We start from the raw sequence: 22,665 nt of genomic DNA, 5'->3' as shown, positions 1-22,665 counted from the left end.
AAAAAAATGCAGCTACCTACAAAAATCAACGTAGATGACAGCCACAGGGAAAAACGATACCGTTTGCCGGGGTTGCACGGCACGAACGGCGCCACGGCGAGTCAAAACGATGACGATTGTCATGATCCTGACGCCGTTTCATGGCCTCTCTCGAGAGGCTGCCGCATATCCTCTGAGAGCATCATGGCCAGGCCTCACCCGCACATATTAAGTATTTGCACGCAGCACAATGAGCCCAGGACACCGCGCACCGGCTCACCGATGACGGTTAATGGGTACCCACCTCAGTGCCCGATATCGCAGCTCGTCGAAAGCCGCACGGCGAGCGTCGAGAATCAGCCCGGGTTGGTTGCTTTGGCCTGGCAGATATGCTAGTCACAACTCCCGATAAACCAAGCTGAGTGCTCACGATGCGTCCACCTTATATTCGTTTTTATCAGAGCATTCTGCTGACCTTCCTGCCTGCAATCATGCTCGGCTGCCACAGCACACCACCGGTCACCGAGGGGTATCCGCATCAGCAGGCATTGCGTGGAAAGAGCACGGCCCAGGTGTTGTCTTGTGCCGGCCCCCCTCAACAAGAGCATGCAGATGGATCGCTCACCATGCTCCGGTATTACAAAGAGGCCCCGCTGCTGGAAGAATCCATGGTGTCCTCGAAGGGCAGCCGCCCGACCGCCCACCACGGTTGCTGGGCCACAGTCGTGCTGCAGGGTGACCACGTCGACCAGGTCCGGTATCGTTTCGTCCCGAGTTCGGTCGATGCATCAAACGACTGCGAAGAGATCTTCGCTAATTGCCCTGAATGACACTCCGGCAACCCAACATTCCCGGCCTGTCTTGGCTGGTCCTGGCGATCAGTTTGCTGGCGGGGATGACACCCTGGACGCCACCGGCGTTCGGCCTGGAAAAGTACGGCCGCCCGCTCCCCTCGATGGATGAACCGGAACATGAAGCGCGCGAGGAAGAAGAAACGCTTTTCGGTGGGTATCTGCTGACCGCAGCCTTTGTGAAGAATCCAACGTTCGCCGCGAGACCTGACAATACCGGACTCGTCGGCCTACGTCACATGCTGCACCTGGAAACCGATCTCTATAAGCAGTACCTCACGTTTTATACCGATCAGAATTTCTTCTCGGACCGCACCGACGGGTGGATCAAACTGACGGAATGGGACGGCACCTTCGCATTTACCGGCGTCCTCGACCGCTTCAATTGGCGCCTACAGTACGAACGGGATGCCCCGCTGGACCGTCGCGGCCTCAAGCAGGCATACGCCGATGCACTCGTGACGGCCCGATTCCAAGCCATTCAGGACTTCACCTGGTGGCGACACACGTTCCCGAACCAGAACCTCACGGCCTATGCCGGCGCGGGATGGCTCTTCCACAACAGCCAGTATTTTGCGCGCCCCAACAACACCGGCCGCGCATTGTTCCGATATGTCGCCCATACCGATCTGGATCTCTACAAAAACAAGGTCGTCCTGTACGGAGACATGAACCTCTTCACCGACCGTGAAGCGAGCAACACCCTGAATCCCTCTGAACTCGATTGGATCGTAGGTATTGCTGTCCGCTGGAAGGATACGGAATTGGCTTTTTACCGCGAAGAAGACCGACCGCTGGACCAAACCGGCCTGGTCCAGAAGTATTATGCAGTCCAATTGCGCTTCGCATTCGATGTGTCGAAGAGCGCGCTGGAACGGATGGGATTGAAGCGATAGGGGGAAGACTATCGAGCGGCCAGGTGGCTACGCACATCCTGCGCGTAAGTCTTGAACGGATCGGCCATAAAAAACGGCGGAGTTCCACGCAGTTTGAAATTCGACCAATTGATGATGTAATCGCAGGCCATCTGTTCCTCGAAATCGAGCGGGGCATCCGACACAATTCCTGCCGTTCCGCTCTCCAGCAGATGCCTGACCAACTCCCCTCGCCCGAACGCCCGAGTGTTGCGCGGCGGATGGTCCTGCGCGAGATGCACAATCTTATCGGTCGTCAGGCGCGGCCCTCGCCCCTCCTGCTCAAGGCCGTAACAGAGTCCCCGCTCGGGATGCAGATTGTGATACTCAAGGTCGAGACTCTTCAACATGGGATCGTCCCACGCAGACTGCTCGGCATCCCGATAGGTCTCCAGTAGCCACAGTTTCGAGGCCCAATCGATTCGTCCGACTAATTTCTCGTACCCGCCGCGCAAATCGGTCAGCACAGACTCCCACTGCTCCAGCACCCAATCCGTCTCCTCGTCCTGCCCCTTGCAATGGCGCTGGGCCGCGGCCAGAAACTGTTCTTGAATATCGATGGCGGACATCGACTGTCCCGACTCCAAGCGGACGGTCCATTGACGATCCGGGTCGCGAGAAATATCCTGCAGCGCCTCGACCGGCTCCTGAATTCCCAGACCGCGCGGGGCCTGTCCGGCCTCAATCAGCTGCAACACCAGCCCGGTGGTTCCCATCTTGAGCGCCGTGGCATACTCAGCCATGTTCGAATCTCCGAGCAGGAGATGAATCCGGCGGTATTGATTCGGATCGGCCAACGGCTCGTCCCGTGTATTCACGATCGCCCGGTTGTGTTGCACCCACTCGAAGAAGTCGTTGACGATATAATCGGCGCGTTGGGAGATCTGGAACGGCACGATCGATCGATCCTGCGCATCCCGCATCCCCGGCCGGTGCAGGATCAGCCCTCCGACTTGCACCCATTCGTTGGGATCGCTCGCGCATCCGATACGTCCGGCTCCGGTGAACACCTGACGAGTGACTAAAAATGTCACCAGCGGGCCGAGGCCACGTCGAGAAAAAGGAAACTGCCGCGTGACGAGATAGTTTTCATGCGAACCGAACGTCGCATCGGTCTCGTGATCGATGTTGTTCTTGATGAGCGAGACCGTCTCTTCCAGCCCCAGCGCCCGCACCGCATCTTGAATAATCCGATCCCCTGCACGATCCGAAGCCACCAGGTCAGCCAGGGTCGTACACTCCGGAGAGGCGTATTCCAGATGCCCCATATCGATATAGATGCGGCCCGCATTGGTGAGAAACCCGCCGTTGCCCGGCGGTTCGTCATGGCCACGATGGTGCAGATCGAGGACGCCTCGCCGCTCAACATGAAAAATATGGTCGCGAATACGCTGCGCCACCCAGGACGGCGAATGGTCAGGCCGATCCTGATTCACCAGCAGGCCATACTCCGTTTCAAGGCCGAAGATCCGATTGAGCATGTTAGGTCACGATCGGCGCGCTGACAGCCGGAGGCAATAGACCGCCCAACTCATCAGGACGAAGCGCGCGATATTTGGCCGATCCAGGCCCGCGGCGCTCCAGCAGAACACATTCCAATGATTTTTCAACAACGGTCTGACGCACATGAGTGAGCAACGCCGCCTTGTCAGGGAGACTGGAACCGTCTCCTTCCGTCTTGTCTTCCGAGACCTGAGCGGAGGATGACTCCGCAGCCGAGGACTCGGATGCTGTTTGAGCCAGCGAGCCAACCGCCCACATGCACAGGGCGAGTTCCACCGCCTGCGCCAGCGAAGCCTGCGCACACGCCGGTTGCGACTCAACATAACGTCGCATCCGGCTCTGCACGGACGACGTCGCGCCTAATGCCGCCCAGCCCCGGCTCTCCTCGAAATTGCCATCGTAGTTGATCGAGAGAAACAAGTCGCGCTCGGGTTTCACGCCCAATTCGGCCAGCAAAATTTTGGCGATGAAGGGCGCTTTATAAATTTCTTCAAAGGCCTGCTTGATGACTGGTGCCAAGCCATACTTCATGAGCCTGGCGCCCGTGACATCGGACGGCGATCGGTTAAAACCCTCGACATGGGCCATCTCCAGAAGAGAGAAGCGCAACTTTTCCAAATCCGCCGGGTGTCCCATTCCACCCAGCGCAATACGATCGTAAATCTCGTAGAGCTTGGGCGTTCCTCGGCTCACGGTCAACATCAGTATCCCGTCGGCATAGGCCAGCGCGACGACGGGTGAGCCCTTTGTGAACTGCTCGTCGAGATACTGGCGTCGGTTGCCGACTGCCTCGATCCACCGATAGGGTTCTTCATACATAACGTGCCACCTTCACCATTGAGATCAATAACCAGCCGTCTATCTGTCAGCGTCCGCGCAGCACTTCGCTCTCATACAATCGTTTCAAATCGGCATCCGGAATGGTCTGCACACCGGCGGCCTTAATGAGTTTCACCACCGGATAGAGATTCAGCTCCCGATTCACTCCGCCGGTGGCCGAGTCGAATTCCGCCGCACTGGAGAGCAACCGGAGTGCCTGAACGGTAGCCTGCTCTTCAGGGAGCGTCGCCAACGGTTGCGGTCCCCAAGTGTTCACATAGTGCAGGATGCCGCGAATCGTCGGCGAGCCCGAACCGGACACGGCATACTCGACGGCCTCAAATTCAGCACCCAGAATATCGTAGAAATAAATCTTCGCGGACTCCTGCTCGTGATCATACCCCGCGAACACCGGAACCACGGCACCGGTCCCCGCCAATGCCGCCGGGACGTTCTCCTTGAGCAACTTGGAGACTGCGCGCAGTTTCCCTTCGAAACTCAACTCCTGCAATTGGGTGCGCCGATAGTATTTGAACGAATGCTCCAGGACCCGCACCATCTCATAGGCCGTCGCCGGCACCCCCGCGATGGCCATCACGCTGTGGCGATCGATCTCCAGCACCTTGTCGGTGCGGTCGTACATCACCATATTGCCCGCCGTTGCCCGGCGGTCGCCTGCGACCAACACGCCGTCGCGATACTTCAACGCCAAAATGGTGGTGGCCGTCGGAACGTCCATCCCGGCGGCTGCCGCGACAGGATTTCCGAACTGATACCCCTGTTCCTTCAAGAGTTGAAAAAAGTCCCCTTGCATCCCCATTACACAAACCCCTCGTGAAACGTGAAGCGTCGGGCCGCCAGATCGATGAACTACCCCCTCACGCCTGACTCCGTACCCGAACGCGCCTTACTCTCCCGTGCGTTGTCGATAGCGCTCTGCTTGCTTCGGATCGACCTTCCGCATCCGCTTCAGCAGATTATCCTTATCCGGCGAGCCCGTTTCAGGCCGTCGAGGTCCTCCGCCTTCTTCCGACGGCCCCGATGGTTTCGGCATGGGATCGCCCGGTGCCTCACGACGTTCCGGCATCAACATATATCGCATGGTTACCCGTCCTTTCGTCTCGTCCACGCCGCCAGCGCCTCGGCTGGAGACGCCGCAGCTTCCAACAAAGCCGCACAGGCCTGCACCGCATCTGGCTCAAAGAGATCACCCATCTCAAGCGTGCGCGCACGCAGCCCCCCCGCAAACTGCACCCGCTCCCATTGCATACCGGTGATCTGCTCCGGGAACCGTCTCACACACAAGCCGCGAAGCCCGCCCCTGGTGTCGGAGGGGCCGGCCACCAGAGCCTGTGCGATATCACGCTCGCTCGTCATGCGCCAGGTTTTCCCTTCGGCTTCGAGGCCCAGAAACAGCCCGCGGTCGGGGTTCACATTATGGTATTCCAAATCCAGACTGGCGAGCCATGGGTCCTCCCACGCCAGCCGTTCTTCCCGCATGAACGTCTCCAGCAACCACTGTTTGGTCACCCAGTCGAGCTTGCCGACCAATTGCGCGCGATCTTGGCGAAGCAAGCCGAGAGTCTCGTGCCATTCCCGCAGCACCCAATCGGCATCCGGATCACTGCCCGCACAGCACCGACTCGCCGCGTTCCAGTATTCTTCCTGAATGGCCAATCCTGATATGGTCCGGCCATCCTTTAATCGCACCGTCGTCTTCAGCTCAGGGTCTCTAGAAAGTTGCTTGATGGCGGCCACCGGCTGTTCCAACTCCAGGCTCGGAGCCGCTCCACGCTGAAGTAGGTCCAGCACCACCCTGGTCGTACCGACCTTGAGCGCCGTTGCATACTCGCACATGTTCGCATCGCCCAGAATCAAGTGCAGGCGCCGGTATTTGGTCCGGTCGGCATGCGGCTCATCACGCGTATTCAGGATGGGCCGGTTGTGCATCGTATCGACGCCTAATTCAGCCTCCATGAAGTCGGCCCGTTGCGAGAGTTGAACAGGCCCTGGCACGAAGCCCGATTCTTGAGCCTCCATCCCGACCTTCCCGGCTCCCGCCACCAGCTGCCGGCTCACCAGAAACGGCAACAGGCCACTGACCAGCTGAGGAAACGGCAGGGCACGCGACACCAGGTAATTGTCGTGGCAGCCATAACTGTGGCCGTGAAAGTCGGTATTATTCTTGTAGAGTTGGACGTGCGGGCCGCCGAGCTGCTGGTTCCGTCGATCTGCCGCCCGCTGCACGATCCGTTCTCCCGCCCGGTCATGCGCCAGGAGATCCTTGAGCGTGCGACATTCCGGAGTGGAATATTCGGGGTGCGTGTGGTCGTTGTAAAATCGCGCCCCGTTCGGCAGGACCAAATCGCTCTTCATCTCGTGAAATGAAAAGGGTCGATGCGCATCGACCTTGGCGAAGTCGTCCTCCTCCTTGTCCTGTTGCAGACCGGAGACCCGGAACCCGCGCGCGTCCTCATGCGGATCTTCGCCCCGATAGTCCCAGCGTCGTTCAAACTTGCCGGGCAAATGGGCACGGACCAGCTCCATCGATTCCTCGACGGGATCGACCGCATCGAGGTCCTCGCGGGTGATGCCATATTCCGTTTCAATGCCAAAGAGATGCATAGGCCGTTTCAGATGATCTGGTTGACCAATCGCTCTTCCGTCGCCCGCCCACGGCGGAAGGACGACACACCCACAACCTGTTCGGGATGGTGATCCAGGAGTTTGAGCCATTCTTCGGCGGCATCGTCCGGCGGCAACATTTCCCCTTCGCGATATTCTTCATGCACCGCATCGAGCAGATCTTGCGCGCGGATCCCATCGCCGGCAGGCGCGCCGGCTTGTGCGACCACCCGCTCGATCGCCTTCTCCTTCGCCCGCTGGACGATCGAGGAGAGAATTGCGCCACTGACGAGATCTCCGCGATACAGTACCTTGTTCTGCCCATTCCGAAGGCGAATCGACAACACGCGATTCTGATCCGTCCGTGCGAACAGGCTGTCGACGACCTGCTCGATCACCGCACGGCGGGCGGCTGCATGGTCCTGCCCGGTCCGCGCCAGCAGGTCAGCATCGAGGGGCAGCGACGGCGTGAGATACACCGCAAGAATCTCTACCGCCGACTCCCGATTCGGGCGCGCAACCTTGATTTTTCGATCGATTCGTCCGGGCCGGAGCACCGCCGGATCGATCAAATCGGGCCGGTTGGACGCCAGAATGATCACCACATCCTGCAGCGACTCAATCCCGTCCATCTCGGCGCAAAACATCGGCACCAACGTATTGTTGATATTGAACGACCGCATCGACCGCCTGGTCCCCAACACGGATTCGGCTTCATCGATGAAAATAAACGGCAGCGCCCCCTCTTTCCGTCTAGCGCGGGCCTTGGCGAAGAGGTCTCGGACGATCCGCTCGGACTCGCCCAGCCACATGTTCAGAATCTCCGGCCCCTTGATGTGCAGGAAGGCGCCGCTAGTCACCGGGGGATTCTTCGACGTGCCGTCCGCAGCAGCCTGCCCCTGCGACTCCCGGACGAGCTGGGCCAGGCTGGCGGCTGCCGCCTGACCGATCAAGGTTTTGCCGCAGCCCGGCGGTCCATAGAGCAGAAACCCCTTCGGCTGCGTAAATTCATACTTCGTAAACGTATCGGCATGGAGCAGAGGATATTCGATGGCTTTCCGGATGGCTTCGATCGCCTGATGCTGCCCGCCGATTTGCTCCCACGTCACGCTGGGCACTTCGTCAAGGAGGTGTGTCCTCGCCTGGCGATTTTCAAACTTTTCGATGGCGATCCGATGTGTCGGCTCGATACGAACTTCATCGCCTGGTTTGAGATCAGTCCCCAGCAAATCACTGGACCGCTGCAGAATCAACGCCTGCCGGCCCATATCCTGCTCAAAACGAATGCGTCCGTCCGGCAACACCTCGGCCACCTTCAGCACCGGCCCGTTGCGGTCGTACCCCAGGGCCTTGATCACCGTATAGGCTTCATTCACCAGAATTTGCGTGCCGATCTTGAGATCCTCGACCGGGAGACGCGGGTCGATGTTGGCGTAATACTCCGCCCCTCCGACCACAATACGCGCGACTCCTTCAGCCGGCACCTCAAGCAGCAGACCGACCCGATTGGCCGGTGCCGTCAATTTGGTCACCACCTCATTGAGTTTCTTCAACTCCGTGTCGCGCCGGTCCTGCGCGACCGACTGGGCCGTCAGCACATGTCGTAATTTATACAGCAGCTTCTGGCGCGGATCGCCGTCCGGAAACGCCGCCAGACATTCTTCTATCAGTTCGATCGGATCAGGCGATGCAGAAGCTTCGCGGCGCGGCGACTGTGGCCCGCCTGCCTCTGGCTGATCTGGATTTCGATGGTCACTCATAACTATTTCCTCCGGCTGGTCTCACTCCGGTCATCCTAACACAGAGCACAACCGCACTGTCGCGGGCGCACCACCCGGTTCACACCCGTCCGATCAATTGACCGCCTGCAGCGGGACAACCACTTGTACCCGCCGTTTGCCACGGACGTATTCGATTGTCACCTCGTCGCCGACTTTGTGCCGTTCCATCAGATCCATCAAATCGTCGATCGTCTCCACCGGCTGCTGGTCCACCGCCACGATAATATCGCCCAGTTCGATCCGGCCTCCGGCCGTCTCACGCGCCCCGTGCAGACCGATCCGTTCGGCGATACTCCCCCGGCCGACCTTTCCGATGATCACGCCTTTAACACCCCAGCGCCGGGCCATGGCATCCGGCACTAATGAGATCCCCAAGCCTGGCCGGATCAGCTTTCCATGCTTGATCAATTCCGGCACGATCCGGCTCACCGTATCGACCGGCACGGCGAACCCGATGCCGGCGAACGCACCGCTCGGGCTCATGATCTGGGTATTCACGCCGATCAACCGGCCACCGCTGTCCAGCAATGGCCCCCCGGAATTGCCCGGGTTGATCGCCGCATCCGTTTGAATCACGCCTTCGATCGTCCGGTTGCTCATCGACTTAATGGTACGGCCGAGCGCGCTCACGACACCAGTGGTCAGCGTGTGATCGAGCCCGAAGGGATTGCCGATGGCCAACACCTTTTGCCCGACACGCAGCGACTGGGAATTGCCGATGATGACCGGCTGGAGCGCCGCTTCCGGAGCCTGAACCTGCAACACCGCAAGGTCGTGATCGGGATCGGCGCCGATGACCTTCGCTTTGAATTCCGTGCGATCCGCCAACGTCACCGTGATTGCATCCGCGCCATAGATGACATGGAAATTGGTGACGATGTGGCCCTGCCGGTTCCACACGAAGCCTGTGCCGGAACCTTGGGGCACTTCAAACAGGTTGAACGACCAGGGATCGCGCTGCATCGCCGTGTTCGCAATGAACACCACCGACCGCGTGGCGCGCTCGAAGACGGCGATGGTCGCCTGCTCCTCTGGACTGAGCTCGGTCGGGGCGGCAGATTGCGCAATCAGGTGCCTGTTCGTGCCTTCCGCGGCCGGAAGCCAGGCCGGTGATGACACAGCCATCGCCAGCGCCGCCACCACACCCAGCCTCATCCCTGTACCACGCCACTTCTCCCGGAGCGCTCCGCGCAGACCCATCCTATTCACCAATGACCTGCAGCACCAAGTCCCTCGTTCGCGCGCGTGTATCGAAATCCAGCACGACGATCTGCTGCCAGGTGCCCAGCGTCATCGCCCCATCATTGAAAGGAATGGTGAGCGACTGCCCCTGCAGTTGACCGCGCAGATGGCTGTGGCCGTTATCCTCTCCTGCGTTGCGGACATTGTGTTGCCAGCCCGGATCAGCAGGAATCAATCGTTCCCACAGCGCTTTCGTGTCGGCACGGATGCCCAGCTCATCCTCGATGATCAACACGGAGGCCGTCGTGTGCTTGATAAAGAGCGTGAGAATTCCGGCACGTAAGCGTGTTTCTTTCAACGCCTCCTGGACCTGCCCGGTAATATTCTCCACCCGGCAATCGCCCGGCATCTTCACCTGCATCGCAACACTTCTCACCGTCATGTCATGACTCCTGACTTGCCCCGCGCAGGAAATTGCGCTCGCGTTCTGACAACGCCCGTCCCCTGGCCTCTTCCAAGACACGATCGAACACCCCTTCCGACGCAAGCGCCCGCAAGGCCTGGACAACGGGACGGCTGATGATCCCTTCCCCTTGCAGGGCATCCAGATAGGCAAAGGCTTCCGATACATCTTCACGTTGCCGCACATAGTAGTCACGCCCGCGACGTTGATTACTATAGGCCTCGAACTGTTCGCAGGCCACCAGGATCTCCGCCAATTGTCGAACCCAGGGCTGCGCGCCGTTCAGCTTTTCAGGATAGTAGTAGTACAGCATAATCCGGCCCATCCATGGCGACCAAGTGACCCCAAGCTCGCGCAAGCGCGGCTTCACGGCGCGCAATCGGGCGGCCAATCTGCGGGCGTACCCCAGGCGCATTTCCACCTGCTCGCAGGCCCAGGAATTCAGATCAATGCCCGCCGCTTCCATCGCGCCTCGATAACGCGAGACAAAGGCCTCGGTTTCCCGGCCATACCGGGTCTCCGGGTGAAGAGCCCGCCATTCACGCGGCCTGGTGGGAATGCCCTGCGCGCGCGCCCAGGACCAGATCCGGCCGAACAGTCGTCGATCCAGTCCGGCTCGCCCCAAATCATGCAGCATGCAGGCGATCTGATACTGTTTGACTCGCGCCGGCGGGTGTCCCATGCGCTGAGCCACGGCGGTGCACATCCGGGCCGTCCGGAGGGCATGCGGACAATCGTAGCCCTTGATCAGACGTCCGGGGCGGCGCGGGTCGGGATAATCGTAGAGATGCAACAGTTGAGAGACGAGCGTCCGCGGAATCAACAGCGGAGGGAACGTAAGACGTGTCGTTGCCATGCAGGTGTGATGAGCCGCAGTCGATCCTCTACCGGCGGGCAGAATATCGTCCGCCAAAAGAACGTGTCAAGCAAACCACGCCCCAGACAGAGGATTTCCTCGCACTCACTGGGGAGCTTTGTTATTCTGAGACCGATGCTGACCGACAACCGGGAGGGAATCATGGCAAAGACGCGGTCCATACACATTGTGGTGGGAAGCGCCTGCCTCCTGTTTGCACAGGCCTTTACGCCCCTGTTGGCGGCCGCCGCCGACCTCGCCGATTTGAGCGGCAAAGCCGCCGCATTCGTCACCCTGCGCAGTCGGGATAATTTTTCGAGCGAATATCGGTACGATGTGACTGTCCGCAACAATTCTGCGGAACTCTTCGTCGCCGACTCCTTGATCATCGTGCTGGATCGCATTACCAATATCGGCGGGCAGGATCGTGAGAACCTGACCGGCGAATCCCTCCTGAACAGAATGGAAATCATCGGCCAGGACGGGACCACGGAGGACGGACGACCTTTTTTTCGTATCCCACAAGGATCGGACCCTGACCTCACCCCAAACAGCGAAAGCCTCCCCGTGACCGTCCGCATCCGGAACCGGGACTATGTGGCGGTCTTCACTCCCTCGTTCCGCGTGATGGGACAAAAACGCGACCCGCCCAAATCAAAAAACGCCGCCTCCACCGCCGCGACACCTCCGAGCAAGGCAAGCACCGACAAGTTGATCCAACTCTTACTCAAAAAAGGCCTGATCACGCCGCAAGAAGCCCAGGCTCTGAGCCAACCATGAACAGCGAGCCGTGCAAAGCCTGTGTCGGAACCTGGCCCGATCGGGACCGGTTCATAGCCGATTGTGGACTGACCCAGGCCTATCTGCACGACGACCAATTCTTCCCCGGCTGGACCGTGCTGGTACTGAAACGTCATGCGACTGAACTCTTCCACCTTTCTCGCGACGAACGCAGCCGGCTCATCGAAGAAGTGTCCGAGGTCGCTGCGGTGCTCGCACACACGTGGCAGGCCGTGAAGATCAACTATGAATTGCTCGGCAACCAGCTTCCCCACATCCATTGGCATCTGATTCCGCGCCGACCTGACGATCCGGCCCCCCTGGAACCGGTGTGGCGTATTGCGCATGAACCGGTTCGACTTGAACCGGACGCACTCGCGTCACACATCGACCGCCTCAGAAGCATCTGGCCGCTTCATCCGAACCAGGCCGGCGGAAACCCCTGAGATCCTCGACCGATCACGATGTCGAATCCGCCCTCCTTACCACATGCGAAACGGCCCCGCACGTTCCTTCGCACTGTCCTCTGGTCGCTGCCGCTGCACGTGGCAGGCTCAATCGCCATTGTCGGGGGGGCCGCCGCCTATTACAGCAGCATTGTTTCCTCCCATGGAACATGGGCCACAGTGGGCAGCTGGTCGCTGACGGCTATCTACGTCGTCGGTGCCCTGATCGGCGGCGCCCTCGCCGGGGTGTTGAGCGCAGCTCAGCAGACGGTAGAGCGGCTGGAACTCGCCCTCCGGGACTGGCTCCATGCCTTGCCTTCCATACTGTCGTCGTCCACTCCGGCAGAACGAAGTCTTGCCACGGTTCGACAGGAATACGAAGCCATGGTCGACCGATGCGTCACTCACACTGCCGAGCGTCTGAGACTCCCGCGCTGGCTGGACAAGCTGATTCGCACCGCGCTGCAAGGCGTGGTCGTGGATCGGTTCATCACCTCCTGCACAGACCGTGGACTCCACCTCGTCGCCCCTCAGGAATTCAGAAACTGGCTGTTGGCAGAAGGCGTCAGTCTGGGGTTCATGCCGGTTCAGGATCAATTGTCCTTGTGGCGCTACCTCATCCTGGGTCTCCTGGGCCTGCTGGTCGCCATTGTCCTCGTACTTGCATGGCTCAATAATTAACTGCTCTTCATCCCTCACCACCGGAGCATGTTTCCTGCGAGATCCCGTGGAATTTCCGTTGCGTCTATGTGTATAAAGGATGCTCTTTTTTTACGTGGAGGGTTGTCAGCGCCTATGTTTTTGCACCACGCCGCCAAGGGAGGGTGGCCTTTGATCCTGACTGCGGCTTTGCTCATCCATCCGGCTTGGGCCGGCGCGCAAGAAGCTCCTTCCGAGATCCCAGCACCGGAACCCATTCGAGAAGAACCGCTGCCTCCAGAATCCCTCGCGCAGCCGGTATTGCCGACGCCCATTCCGGCGCCTGCGCCCCTCAGCCTATTGGAAACCCTGACCCAGGCTCGCCATTCCTTGCACTTCGAACCCGATGCCCAGGAACCACGCCTCACACTCGGCCGAGCGCTCTTCCAACTGGGCGACACCGATGGCGCCATCGACGAATACCGGACCGCCCTGCGGTTCCACCCGACCGTGGCGCAGGCCCATCTCGATTTGGGCACCGCACTCATGGCCAAGCAAGACTGGCGCACCGCCATGACGGAGCTTCAGGAAGCCGTTCGCCTGGATCCGACCCTCGTGCAGGCGCATTACAGCATGGGGACGATTCATTACACCCGCGGAAATGTGCAATCGGCTATTAAGGCCTATCAGGAAGCCCTCCGGCTCAAAGCGGACTTTGCCGAAGCCCATTATCGCCTCGGGCTGGTCTTGAAAGTGGCGGGACGTGATAAGGAGGCGGCGCAGGAGCTGGAAGCCGCCGCCCTGGCAGGGTTAGCCAAGGCTCAATATTTTCTCGGGAACGCCTATCGCTCAGGCCAGGGGGTAGAGAAAAGCCAGATCATGGCCATCACCTGGTGGGCGCGGGCCTTCGAGCAAAATTTGCCGGAGGCGGCCCAAGCACTGACCCAACTCAGGCGATTGGCGGCGGTGAAGGGCACCCTGCAGACGAAACAGTCTAAGGCTGCGGCAGAGGCCTTCAAGAATTATTGCGACCAGCTGTGGCTGGACTTCCCCGATCTCGACCGCGCTCAAGCCACGGAAACCGTCGGGACAACCTTGCTCAAGCAAGGTCGCACCGGCGAGGCCCTTCCGGTGCTGTTACGGGAAGCCTATGCGCTCAACGATATCTCACACGCAGCACTGATCCAGCTCTATGAGCAGGGCCTCGACGGCCAGCTCCCTCCCCACGGCCAGTGGATCCTCAGTTACCTGGAATCCACGGCAACCGATGGCGCCATGGCGTCTCGCATAGCCCTGGCACGCATCTACGCCAAAGGTCTCGGCCTGGCGCCGGACCTCGCGAAGGCCAAAAGCTACCTGAAGGGCTTGCCGCGGGAAGAGGCCAAACGTATTCTCGACGAAATCACCCCCGAGACTCCGAAACCGTAGTAAGCTGTTGGACATAACTTCAATAGCCTCGACATGCCGGCTGGCATGTCTCACGGACAGGAGCAGGACCGCTCGCAGGATGTTCCTATCGTCCTCCGACACAGCGTACAGCGGCATGCGCGCGCTGTGTGGATTCACTGACGAACATGGATACCATCCTGCTAGCCATCACCACCACCCATGCAAATAGCCGCTCGCCTGTTCGTCAGGAATGTCTGGCTGCAAGCCGTCGTCATCGCACTGGCGTCAGTGGCCCTCAGCGAGGTCTTATGGACACCGGCACCGGTGACCTATAGCGCGCTGGAATGGGCGCCCTACGACACCTGGATGCGGCTCCGCTCGCAACCGGCTCCGGACTCGCCCTTACTGCTGGTCACGAGAGATCGGGCGAGTGAACAACAATTTGGCACCGGGGTTTGGGATCGTAGCCTCCCCGCAAGGCTTATCACAGCCGTGCACGATGCGGGAGCGGCGGCGATCGGGCTCGATGTTCCACTCGACCTCCCAAGCCCGCCCAACCTCGGCGGCGCCGTCAGTGACGCCTTGCTGATGGAAGCCGTGTCCCCCGCCGGAACCGTCTCCTACCCCGCCTTGCCGACTGCTCCCGCCGATCAGGAGACAGCACTCTCCGCGATGACTGCGCACGGCCTTCTGTCGGGCCGAAGCGCCATACAGCCGGTCCTCGACCCCGATCGTATTGCGCGCCGGGCTGAGCTCTTTCACGAAAACGGAACAGACGTACGCCCGGCCCTGGGCCTCTCCTTGGCTGCGACATTCTGGCAGATACCGTTGGACCAAGTGGAACGACGCTCCGGGCAGCTCCGGGTGCAACACGCCAGATGGCCGAACGGTACGACGGATTCCCTGACGATCCCGCTCGACCGCCAGGGCCGCCTCCTGCTCAATTTCGCCGGACGACAGGGCCTCACAGCGTTCCCCGGCATCACGGTGTTGGAACTGTCCCGCCTCCTCGACCGGAAGGACAATGACGCGCTCAGCACGCTGATCAACGGCAAAGTCGTCTTCTTGCTCACCCAACCGCAGCCGCAACCGGAACGGCCACTCCCTTCAGGCGACGACGCGTCGGACATGGTCCTCCAGGCGCACCTGCTCCATACGCTGCTCACCCGAAACTGGATTCATGAGCTCGCGCCGATCGAGCAACTCCTCTTGACCGTTGCCCTCTGTCTCGCTATCGCCTGGATGGTCCTCCGGTGGACGGATTGGAAGGGATTGCTCCTGGGCATCGGAAGCCTCCTGTTCTATCTGGCCGTCGGTCTGCTCTCGCTCACCAAGGCCCAGTGGGTACTGCCGTTTGTGATTCCCGTCACGGCAGCCGTCACCGTCCTCGTGACGACCAGCCTACTGGGACAGATCGTGGCAACCCGACGCCTGGCCCTGCTGGAGCAGGACATGCTGCAGGTTCAGCAACACCTGGTTTCGATTCGCGAAGCCCTGATCTACCGAGAGACGGCCGTGGAATCCCTGGAAGAAGACCTCGAATCGGCCCGCGCCGGCATGTCCCACTCAGCCTTCAGGGAAGCCGAGTCGACCAAACTCGCCGCCGAGCTTCAGCTCAAAATCGCCGAGGCCCACGCGCAGGAGGAAGCGACGCGGCAGCGCATGGACGAGCTCGAACGGCAGCTGCAGAACCTGCGGGCCGCAACAATCAGCTCAGCGCCCCTGGGAAATGCCGAGCAGGAAACACTCCGCCGGGAATGCGCGCAGGTGGGCATCGTCACCAGAGCCCCTGCCATCCTGACCATGTTTCGCGATCTCAAGAAAGGCGCCCGTTCCACCGTCACCGTTCTGATCACCGGTGAGCCGGGAACCGGCAAAGAGCTGTTTGCGCGCGCGGTGCACCGCCTGAGCCCGCGATCGGCTAGACCCTTCATCGCGGTGAACATGGCGGCAATCTCTCCGGAGCTCTTCGAAAGCGAGCTCTTCGGCCACGTGCGCGGCAGCTTCACCGGGGCGCTCACGGATCGCAAAGGCTATTTCGAACTGGCGCATCACGGCACCGTCTTCCTGGACGAAATCGGCGACCTTCGTCTCGACCATCAAAGTAAACTGTTACGGGTGCTCCAAGACCGGACCTTCTATCGCGTCGGGGCGACGAGTCCCACCACCGTCGATGTCCGAATCGTCGCGGCGACCAACAAAGATCTTCAGCGTGGCGTATCCGAAGGCTGGTTTCGCGAGGACCTGTATTTTCGACTCAAAGGTCTCGTTCTGCACCTGCCGCCGCTGCGAGAGCGGCCCGGCGATATTCCGGCCCTCGCAGACGCCTGCCTGCAGGAAGCCGCAACGCAGCCGGCCCATGCGAATATCCGGCTCTCGGAAGAAGCGCTGGCGGCGCTGCAAAGACAGACATGGAACGGCAATGTGCGAGAGTTGCGCCAATCTCTCGAACAAGCCATCGCACTCTCGGATGGCCCGATCATCACCGCCGCCGACCTCCGCCTCTCGGAAACGCCTTCTCCAGTCATCGTCGCAACCGGAGCCAAACCGCTCCTCCCCGATCCGGCCGGTGACATCGCCGTGCTGGACCAGTTGCGCCAACACCGGTTCGATATGCAGGCGACGGCCAAGGCGCTGGGATGGGATCGCAGCACCGTCACACAACGACTGAAGGGCCTCTGTTTTCAAGCACTCGTAGAATCGGGAAGAGATCAGGCAAAAGCCGCGGCCGCCCTGGCAGGAGACCCATCCTTACTCCGTACGGTCGAATTGAAACTCACGGACTACTATGGCCACTTGATGGACACGATCGAACCCTTTCCCACGGCGGAAGATGCTCTGCTCGATTGTAAACGGCGTTTCAAAAACCTTCCCGATCGGCACTTCAAGTCCGTTGAAGCCCTGGTTCGACAACATTTTCAGTAGCCTACTCAGACGCACGGAATTTCAACACAGGACTACAGCGACTCCCATGAACAACACCTTCAGCAAAAAACAGTCGGAACAACGCAACACCCCAGGCACGGTCCTCTCATGAGCACGCCACCACTGGTGCATTGGACCGAGGCCGATCAGCCCTGCGCTGCGCGCTGGCGCTCGGAATGGGGCGCCCCACCACCTACACGCGTGACCATTGCCGACGACAGCATGACCGCCGATGCTGCGCACCGCCTGGCCTGCGAAGGAACCGCGCTACTCTGGCGAGGCGATTTCCAGAATGCCCGGCAGTTACTCAACGCCATGGCCCGGCGTGCCGACCGCCATCCCCCCAAGCCCGGCACCTCGCCGGCGGAGTCCTTCCATTTTCATCGACAGACTCAGTCCCGCCGGGCGCGTATCCTCGGCATGCTTCTCGTGGCCCTTGAAGACGACTACGACATTCGTCTCCGCCGCGCCCCCGATCTTCGACTCGCCTGCACGGAAGCGTATGGCCCCTATGAAGAGCCCGCACTGGTTGCACTCCGCGAACTGCTGGGACTGGTCGGCGCGCACGAATGGCGCAAGAATGGGGTGATTGTCCCTGCGCTCGGTGACCACATCCACCCCCACTATGGCGTGTTCGCTCCGATTCGCAGCGAGTATGTGGACCTGGTGGCCCACACGCCACTGCCGTCCTGCGCACGTGCCTTCGACATCGGCACCGGCACCGGCGTGCTTGCCGCAGTCTTAGCCCGCCGCGATGTCTCACACATTGTGGCAACCGACCAGGACCCTCGCGCCCTGGCCTGCGCCCGAGAGAACCTACTGCGGTTGGAGCTCGCCGATCGGGTGGAGGTAGTGCAGGCGGATCTCTTTCCCGAAGGCAAGGCGCCACTCGTGGTCTGCAATCCGCCGTGGGTCCCGGCACGGCCGACGTCCCCGATCGAACAGGCGATCTACGATCCGGACAGTCGCATGTTATCCGGGTTCCTGAACGGTCTGGCGGCACACCTGGAACCGGAGGGAGAAGGCTGGCTCCTGCTCTCCGACCTGGCCGAACATTTGGAGCTTCGAACCAGAGCGGAGTTGCTCGCGATGTTCGATCAGGCCGGGCTCGTTGTCATCGGCAAGACCGATATCCGTCCGCATCATCCTCGAGCGTCCGACCAGGCTGATCCACTCCGCGCCGCCCGTGCGGCTGAACTCACATCGCTGTGGCGGCTGGAAAGCCGATAACAGGCGCACTGGGGGGATTCACGGAATACCTACCCCCTTGACCGCTTCGTGGATCGCTTCGTGCCGTTGCATTAGGACCACCGTTTCAACCTCCTCATCCTTGCGGGGCTATCCCCGCATCCCCGCTGATCCCCGCATGAGCCGCCGACTCCTCGCATCCAGACACGTCCGCTAAGCCATTATTATCCCATCGCTTTTTGACTATCAGCCCCATCGCTTCGCCTGGCCTCCGCCTTGCTCTACGCACCGCCCAACAGCGGGCAACGCGGCAAGGAAGGAGGTGAGCATTACAACGCCCGCCCCGCAGCATCAGGAGCCGTCGATTCCTCTATCAGCCACCAATGGGACGGGGTAACCCGGCCCTACAACACAAGGAGCAGGCCATCATGCAGAAATCATCCACAGTCAGCATCAACGCAGGACCAGTGTCTCCCACCATTATCGGCCCGGATAAGGAGAGGAAAGATGTCTACATCCTGGCTGGACTGGTTTTCTTCCTGGCCGTCGTCGTCTCCGCATTTTGGTACTACTCCCAGGCGGACGAGGCGGCCCATAGCAACCCCTCAGCAGACGCCCTCAATAGCGCTCAGGTGGCGCAAGCTCTCAACCATTCCACGGACCACACATCGATTTCCGCCACGATCTCACCGACGTATGTGGACAACGCCCCGGTGGCGAGCAGAAGTACCGATATCCTGCACGACGATATTCACTTTGAAATCGGCCGCAAGGGCTTGAACGATGACGGCAAGGCCGCGCTGCAGCGCCACGCGGAGTTTCTCAAGAACGAGCGGGATTGGGGCATCCTGCTCCAAGGGTATACCGACCAGCAGGGGTCGATGAGCTTCAACAAAATCCTGGGCATGAAGCGCGCTGAGACCATCAAACAGCAATTGATCACGCTGGGAGTGCCAGAGTCGTCTATCCGCACCGTCAGCCTGGGTGAGGAGGGCGCCCTCTGCATCGATAACAGCGACGTCTGCCGACAGATGAATCGGCGGGTGCACTTGGAGATGCGAAGGATCGGCCAGGAACACATGGTGATTCCTGCCGCCGCCACTGAAGCGATGACCGATCCGCTCTCCAGCGACATGGACCTCTCGACCGACACCGAGCAGAGCAGCCAGAGCCTGCCCCCCTCGAGCGCCGAGCGGGAGGAAGGCACAGAAGAGTTAACTGACGGAAACTAACTGGCGACCGGGCATCGTCTCTGGGAACGACAGCCGTCCTTCCCAGAGACACCCGCTGCACATCCACCTTCCGATCTCCATACACGAGGACACCATGCTGCATGACTTTCTCTGTGCTCACCGGCACCGGGCCGTACACGTTGTCGCCCGGCTGGCCCTCTGCACCCTCCTCACCACCACGGGAATGGGCACCACACCACCACCGGCATCCGCTACCGAATCAACTGAATCGCTGAGACTCGGCGTCGTTCCCACCATGAGCCTCAACGAAGTGACGGAAGGCGCGCTGCTGTTCCGTACGAATCAGGCCGGACGATATCGACCGGCACCCATTCTCAAGACCGACGTCCAGATTGCCGTCACCGGCATCATCGCCCGCGCGACCGTTCGACAGGAATTTACGAATCCCAGCCAGCAGAAGGGTGATTGGTTGGAAGGCATCTATGTCTTCCCGTTGCCGGAAACCGCCGCAGTGGACCACCTCCGTATGAAGGTCGGCGAGCGGATCATTGAAGGGCAGATCAAGGAACGCGGCGAGGCCAAGAAGGTCTACGAACAGGCGAAACAGGAGGGCAAGCGGACCAGCCTCGTGGAGCAAGAGCGACCCAACATCTTTACCACCTCGGTAGCCAACATCGGGCCGGGTGAACATGTCACCATCGAGATTGAATACCAGGACACCATTCGCTACGAGAACGAACAGTTTCAACTCCGCTTTCCCATGGCCGTCGGGCCACGTTACATCCCCGGTGTACCTGTGATCATCGAAGGACAAGATCCCAAGGGATCAGGAACCAGGCTCGACACCGATCGGGTGACCGACGCCTCGCGCATCACACCGCCGATGCAATCGCCCGGACAAGGCTCGAGCAACCCGCTCAGCCTGTCCCTGACCCTGAATCCCGGGTTTCCCATCACCAGGATCGAATCGCCGTTCCACCCGATCATCAGCATTCAGGATCAGAACGGTGTGTACCAGATCGCGCTTCGGGAAGATGCGGTACCGGCTGACCGTGATTTTCAGCTCATCTGGCATCCGGCGCCACGCACCGAACCGATGGCTGCTGTCTTGACCGAACAGAAAGACGGCGAGACCTATGCCATGCTCATGCTCGTTCCTCCGACACAACACCAGGAACAGGCGCCCCGGATTCCGCGGGACATCACCTTCATCATCGACCGGTCGGGATCCATGGCCGGCGCATCGATCGAACAGGCCAAGAGCGCCCTGGTCGCCGCGCTGTCACGGATGACCGCACAGGATCGATTCAATATCATTCAGTTCAATCATATGGTCCGGTCGCTGTTTTCGATCCCTCAATCCGTGACGACCAAGACGATGCAGCAAGCCATCGGGTACACCGAACACCTCACGGCCGACGGCGGAACCGAGATACTCCCCGCCTTGAGACAGGCACTCCAGAGCCAGCAAGACAAGTCCAGGCTCCAGCAGGTCATTCTCATCACCGACGGACAGGTCGGCAATGAGGACGAATTGTTTGAATTGCTCCACCAGCGCCTGGGCAGCCGACGCCTGTTCACCATCGGAATCGGCTCCACGCCCAACAGCCACCTGATGCGGAAGGCCGCGGAATCAGGTCGCGGAACCTTCACGTATATCGGCAACGTCAACGAGGTGAAAGACAAGCTGGATGCACTGTTCAAGAAACTTGAGCGCCCGGTGCTCAACAACATCACGATCGATGCGGCCGGCTGGTCCGGGCTCGAACAGTTCCCGGCCACCATCTCCGACCTCTATGAAGGCGAACCGATTGTGCTCGCGCTCAAAGCTGCGGCGCTTCCATCTGAAGCCATGCTGCGCGGACAGGTCGGCAGCACCGCCTGGTCGCTCCCGGTTTCGTTCCACAATGCCAGCGCTCGTGGAGGGATTTCCGTCTACTGGGCCCGGCAGAAGATCTCCGCACTCATGGACGAGACCTACAAAGGCGGCACGCAAGAGCTGGTCCGAAAGGCCGTGCTGGATGTGGCCCTTCACCACCACCTGGTCAGCCGTTACACCAGTCTGGTGGCGGTTGATGTGACGCCGGCGAGGCCGACCGATCGGCCGGCCGCCGAGCAGGATCACGTCACGCCTGCTGCGAGCACAGAGGATCACGCGGCACTCACGGGCTTACCCAAGACCGGGACCGGCGGACAATTGCAGATGTTGCTGGGGCTCGCGGCGCTTCTGCTCGCCGGATTCGTGTTGGGACTCCGCAAACAGGCGGCATGAAACGGTCACGATTGTATCCCCGTCTATCGGCGGCGCTGATGGTGAGCCTCCTCACCATCGGCTGCTGGCAGATCGGGGAAGGATCCTGGATCTATGCGAAGGCCGGGCTCGCGCAGTTCCTCCTGCAGCGGGCCTGGTCTCGCGCCCTAGCGGGAGAACCGATGCCCAAACCATGGCCCTGGGCCGATACCTGGCCGATCGCGCGGCTTCGCCTGCAAGCCCGCGCGGTAGATCTGATTATCCTAGCCGGCGCCCACGGCCGGACTCTGGCATTCGGCCCCGGCCATGTCAGCTCCAGTGCGTTGCCCGGTGAGACAGGCACCATGATTATGACCGGCCACCGGGACACACACTTTCGTTTTCTGAAAGAGACTCATCCGAACGATCAACTTGACCTGACAGGACATGACGGAATCACCCGGCACTATCGCATCACAGACCAACGAATCATGGATTCACGCCGAGATGTCATTCAGACCGGATCAGATAGACAGGACTTGGTCCTGGTGACCTGCTTCCCCTTCGAGGCCCTCCAGGCAGGTGGGCCCTTGCGCTATGTGGTGCGCGCCGAGCGAGTCTATTGACCCGTGCAACCGCTCTACTCTGACTGAACGCGGATCGTCGGTCATAACCGCGCAATAATCACAAGGTCCCTTGGAAGAATAGGTCACCAGCGCACAGGACTCATGTCTCCACACAGCCCTTCAACGAACTGACCCTCAAGAACAGGCCATATAAACAGTCGGCACTGCTCTCTGCCATTCTGCCTATTTCAGTGACCACCGCCTGCTGAACACGCATTCGCATATGTCGGTCTGCGAGCGAAATAGCAACGAGCGCTCCGTGCGGCATCGCTCGCT

General features: G+C 60.5%; 20 protein-coding genes. 11 read left to right on the top strand and 9 right to left on the bottom strand.

Annotation, left to right across the window (positions count from 1 at the left end; genetic code table 11):
• The first annotated feature begins 410 nt into the window (after positions 1–410).
• Positions 411–809, top strand: a complete 399-nt coding sequence (locus V9G17_13675) for a hypothetical protein (protein MEI2753647.1) — start codon at positions 411–413, stop codon at positions 807–809.
• The gene (locus V9G17_13670) at positions 806–1,726 is read left to right on the top strand and encodes a hypothetical protein (protein ID MEI2753646.1); all 921 of its coding nucleotides are present in this window, start codon (positions 806–808) and stop codon (positions 1,724–1,726) included. Before V9G17_13675 ends, V9G17_13670 begins: the two co-directional genes overlap by 4 nt.
• An 8-nt stretch (positions 1,727–1,734) precedes the next feature.
• Here V9G17_13670 and V9G17_13665 read toward each other — a convergent pair whose 3' ends face one another.
• The 9 genes from V9G17_13665 to V9G17_13625 all read right to left on the bottom strand — a co-directional run bounded on the left by V9G17_13665 (position 1,735) and on the right by V9G17_13625 (position 10,973).
• Positions 1,735–3,225, bottom strand: a complete 1,491-nt coding sequence (locus V9G17_13665) for a proteasome accessory factor PafA2 family protein (protein MEI2753645.1) — start codon at positions 3,223–3,225, stop codon at positions 1,735–1,737.
• Between the two features lies 1 nt (position 3,226).
• Positions 3,227–4,066: a hypothetical protein gene (locus V9G17_13660; protein MEI2753644.1), complete on the bottom strand. Its 840-nt coding sequence runs from the start codon at positions 4,064–4,066 to the stop codon at positions 3,227–3,229.
• Between the two features lie 46 nt (positions 4,067–4,112).
• Positions 4,113–4,886 (bottom strand): proteasome subunit alpha, encoded by a 774-nt coding sequence (locus tag V9G17_13655; GenBank protein ID MEI2753643.1) that lies wholly within the window; start codon positions 4,884–4,886, stop codon positions 4,113–4,115.
• Between the two features lie 87 nt (positions 4,887–4,973).
• Positions 4,974–5,168 (bottom strand): ubiquitin-like protein UBact, encoded by a 195-nt coding sequence (locus V9G17_13650; protein ID MEI2753642.1) that lies wholly within the window; start codon positions 5,166–5,168, stop codon positions 4,974–4,976.
• Positions 5,169–5,170: 2 nt separating this feature from the next.
• The gene (locus V9G17_13645; GenBank protein MEI2753641.1) at positions 5,171–6,691 is read right to left on the bottom strand and encodes a proteasome accessory factor PafA2 family protein; all 1,521 of its coding nucleotides are present in this window, start codon (positions 6,689–6,691) and stop codon (positions 5,171–5,173) included.
• 8 nt (positions 6,692–6,699) lie between these two features.
• Positions 6,700–8,451: an AAA family ATPase gene (locus tag V9G17_13640; GenBank protein ID MEI2753640.1), complete on the bottom strand. Its 1,752-nt coding sequence runs from the start codon at positions 8,449–8,451 to the stop codon at positions 6,700–6,702.
• Positions 8,452–8,544: 93 nt separating this feature from the next.
• Positions 8,545–9,672 (bottom strand): trypsin-like peptidase domain-containing protein, encoded by a 1,128-nt coding sequence (locus V9G17_13635; protein ID MEI2753639.1) that lies wholly within the window; start codon positions 9,670–9,672, stop codon positions 8,545–8,547.
• Between the two features lies 1 nt (position 9,673).
• Entirely contained in the window at positions 9,674–10,096 is a 423-nt protein-coding gene (locus V9G17_13630) for a secondary thiamine-phosphate synthase enzyme YjbQ (GenBank protein MEI2753638.1), read from the bottom strand.
• Between the two features lies 1 nt (position 10,097).
• Positions 10,098–10,973 (bottom strand): hypothetical protein, encoded by an 876-nt coding sequence (locus V9G17_13625; GenBank protein MEI2753637.1) that lies wholly within the window; start codon positions 10,971–10,973, stop codon positions 10,098–10,100.
• A gap of 162 nt (positions 10,974–11,135) precedes the next feature.
• Here V9G17_13625 and V9G17_13620 point away from each other — a divergent pair, with 162 nt between their 5' ends.
• The 9 genes from V9G17_13620 to V9G17_13580 all read left to right on the top strand — a co-directional run bounded on the left by V9G17_13620 (position 11,136) and on the right by V9G17_13580 (position 22,389).
• Positions 11,136–11,753 (top strand): hypothetical protein, encoded by a 618-nt coding sequence (locus V9G17_13620; protein ID MEI2753636.1) that lies wholly within the window; start codon positions 11,136–11,138, stop codon positions 11,751–11,753.
• Positions 11,750–12,199: an HIT family protein gene (locus V9G17_13615; protein ID MEI2753635.1), complete on the top strand. Its 450-nt coding sequence runs from the start codon at positions 11,750–11,752 to the stop codon at positions 12,197–12,199. Before V9G17_13620 ends, V9G17_13615 begins: the two co-directional genes overlap by 4 nt.
• Positions 12,200–12,217: 18 nt before the next feature.
• Positions 12,218–12,880 (top strand): hypothetical protein, encoded by a 663-nt coding sequence (locus V9G17_13610; protein MEI2753634.1) that lies wholly within the window; start codon positions 12,218–12,220, stop codon positions 12,878–12,880.
• A 114-nt stretch (positions 12,881–12,994) separates the two neighbouring features.
• Entirely contained in the window at positions 12,995–14,266 is a 1,272-nt protein-coding gene (locus V9G17_13605) for a tetratricopeptide repeat protein (protein ID MEI2753633.1), read from the top strand.
• Positions 14,267–14,446: 180 nt separating this feature from the next.
• A complete protein-coding gene (locus V9G17_13600; GenBank protein MEI2753632.1) occupies positions 14,447–17,152 on the top strand; it encodes a sigma 54-interacting transcriptional regulator in 2,706 nt (901 codons plus the stop codon).
• Between the two features lie 108 nt (positions 17,153–17,260).
• Positions 17,261–18,382, top strand: coding sequence for a class I SAM-dependent methyltransferase (locus tag V9G17_13595; GenBank protein MEI2753631.1), 1,122 nt, complete (start codon positions 17,261–17,263; stop codon positions 18,380–18,382).
• Between the two features lie 386 nt (positions 18,383–18,768).
• Positions 18,769–19,572 carry an OmpA family protein gene (locus tag V9G17_13590; protein ID MEI2753630.1) on the top strand — a complete coding sequence of 268 codons (804 nt, stop codon included), beginning with the start codon at positions 18,769–18,771 and terminating at the stop codon, positions 19,570–19,572.
• A gap of 94 nt (positions 19,573–19,666) precedes the next feature.
• Positions 19,667–21,805, top strand: coding sequence for a marine proteobacterial sortase target protein (locus V9G17_13585; protein ID MEI2753629.1), 2,139 nt, complete (start codon positions 19,667–19,669; stop codon positions 21,803–21,805).
• Complete coding sequence (locus V9G17_13580; protein ID MEI2753628.1) at positions 21,802–22,389, top strand: class GN sortase; 588 nt, start codon at positions 21,802–21,804, stop codon at positions 22,387–22,389. The genes V9G17_13585 and V9G17_13580 overlap by 4 nt, the downstream gene beginning before the upstream one ends.
• Positions 22,390–22,665: the final 276 nt, after the last annotated feature.

Origin of the sequence: Nitrospira sp., assembly GCA_037045225.1 — a bacterium.
In the GTDB taxonomy this organism is placed as follows: Bacteria; Nitrospirota; Nitrospiria; order Nitrospirales; family Nitrospiraceae; genus Nitrospira_A.
Note: the sequence above shows the minus strand (reverse complement) of the source record. Positions and strands in the feature narration are given on the sequence as shown.

What these genes read in the sequence shown, in the direction of transcription:
- V9G17_13675 (MEI2753647.1), top strand. Translation starts at nt 411, where the DNA reads ATGCGTCCACCTTATATTCGTTTTTATCAGAGCATTCTGCTGACCTTC.
- V9G17_13670 (MEI2753646.1), top strand. Translation starts at nt 806, where the DNA reads ATGACACTCCGGCAACCCAACATTCCCGGCCTGTCTTGGCTGGTCCTG.
- V9G17_13665 (MEI2753645.1), bottom strand. Translation starts at nt 3,225, where the DNA reads ATGCTCAATCGGATCTTCGGCCTTGAAACGGAGTATGGCCTGCTGGTG.
- V9G17_13660 (MEI2753644.1), bottom strand. Translation starts at nt 4,066, where the DNA reads ATGTATGAAGAACCCTATCGGTGGATCGAGGCAGTCGGCAACCGACGC.
- V9G17_13655 (MEI2753643.1), bottom strand. Translation starts at nt 4,886, where the DNA reads ATGGGGATGCAAGGGGACTTTTTTCAACTCTTGAAGGAACAGGGGTAT.
- V9G17_13650 (MEI2753642.1), bottom strand. Translation starts at nt 5,168, where the DNA reads ATGCGATATATGTTGATGCCGGAACGTCGTGAGGCACCGGGCGATCCC.
- V9G17_13645 (MEI2753641.1), bottom strand. Translation starts at nt 6,691, where the DNA reads ATGCATCTCTTTGGCATTGAAACGGAATATGGCATCACCCGCGAGGAC.
- V9G17_13640 (MEI2753640.1), bottom strand. Translation starts at nt 8,451, where the DNA reads ATGAGTGACCATCGAAATCCAGATCAGCCAGAGGCAGGCGGGCCACAG.
- V9G17_13635 (MEI2753639.1), bottom strand. Translation starts at nt 9,672, where the DNA reads ATGGGTCTGCGCGGAGCGCTCCGGGAGAAGTGGCGTGGTACAGGGATG.
- V9G17_13630 (MEI2753638.1), bottom strand. Translation starts at nt 10,096, where the DNA reads ATGACGGTGAGAAGTGTTGCGATGCAGGTGAAGATGCCGGGCGATTGC.
- V9G17_13625 (MEI2753637.1), bottom strand. Translation starts at nt 10,973, where the DNA reads ATGGCAACGACACGTCTTACGTTCCCTCCGCTGTTGATTCCGCGGACG.
- V9G17_13620 (MEI2753636.1), top strand. Translation starts at nt 11,136, where the DNA reads ATGGCAAAGACGCGGTCCATACACATTGTGGTGGGAAGCGCCTGCCTC.
- V9G17_13615 (MEI2753635.1), top strand. Translation starts at nt 11,750, where the DNA reads ATGAACAGCGAGCCGTGCAAAGCCTGTGTCGGAACCTGGCCCGATCGG.
- V9G17_13610 (MEI2753634.1), top strand. Translation starts at nt 12,218, where the DNA reads ATGTCGAATCCGCCCTCCTTACCACATGCGAAACGGCCCCGCACGTTC.
- V9G17_13605 (MEI2753633.1), top strand. Translation starts at nt 12,995, where the DNA reads ATGTTTTTGCACCACGCCGCCAAGGGAGGGTGGCCTTTGATCCTGACT.
- V9G17_13600 (MEI2753632.1), top strand. Translation starts at nt 14,447, where the DNA reads ATGCAAATAGCCGCTCGCCTGTTCGTCAGGAATGTCTGGCTGCAAGCC.
- V9G17_13595 (MEI2753631.1), top strand. Translation starts at nt 17,261, where the DNA reads ATGAGCACGCCACCACTGGTGCATTGGACCGAGGCCGATCAGCCCTGC.
- V9G17_13590 (MEI2753630.1), top strand. Translation starts at nt 18,769, where the DNA reads ATGCAGAAATCATCCACAGTCAGCATCAACGCAGGACCAGTGTCTCCC.
- V9G17_13585 (MEI2753629.1), top strand. Translation starts at nt 19,667, where the DNA reads ATGCTGCATGACTTTCTCTGTGCTCACCGGCACCGGGCCGTACACGTT.
- V9G17_13580 (MEI2753628.1), top strand. Translation starts at nt 21,802, where the DNA reads ATGAAACGGTCACGATTGTATCCCCGTCTATCGGCGGCGCTGATGGTG.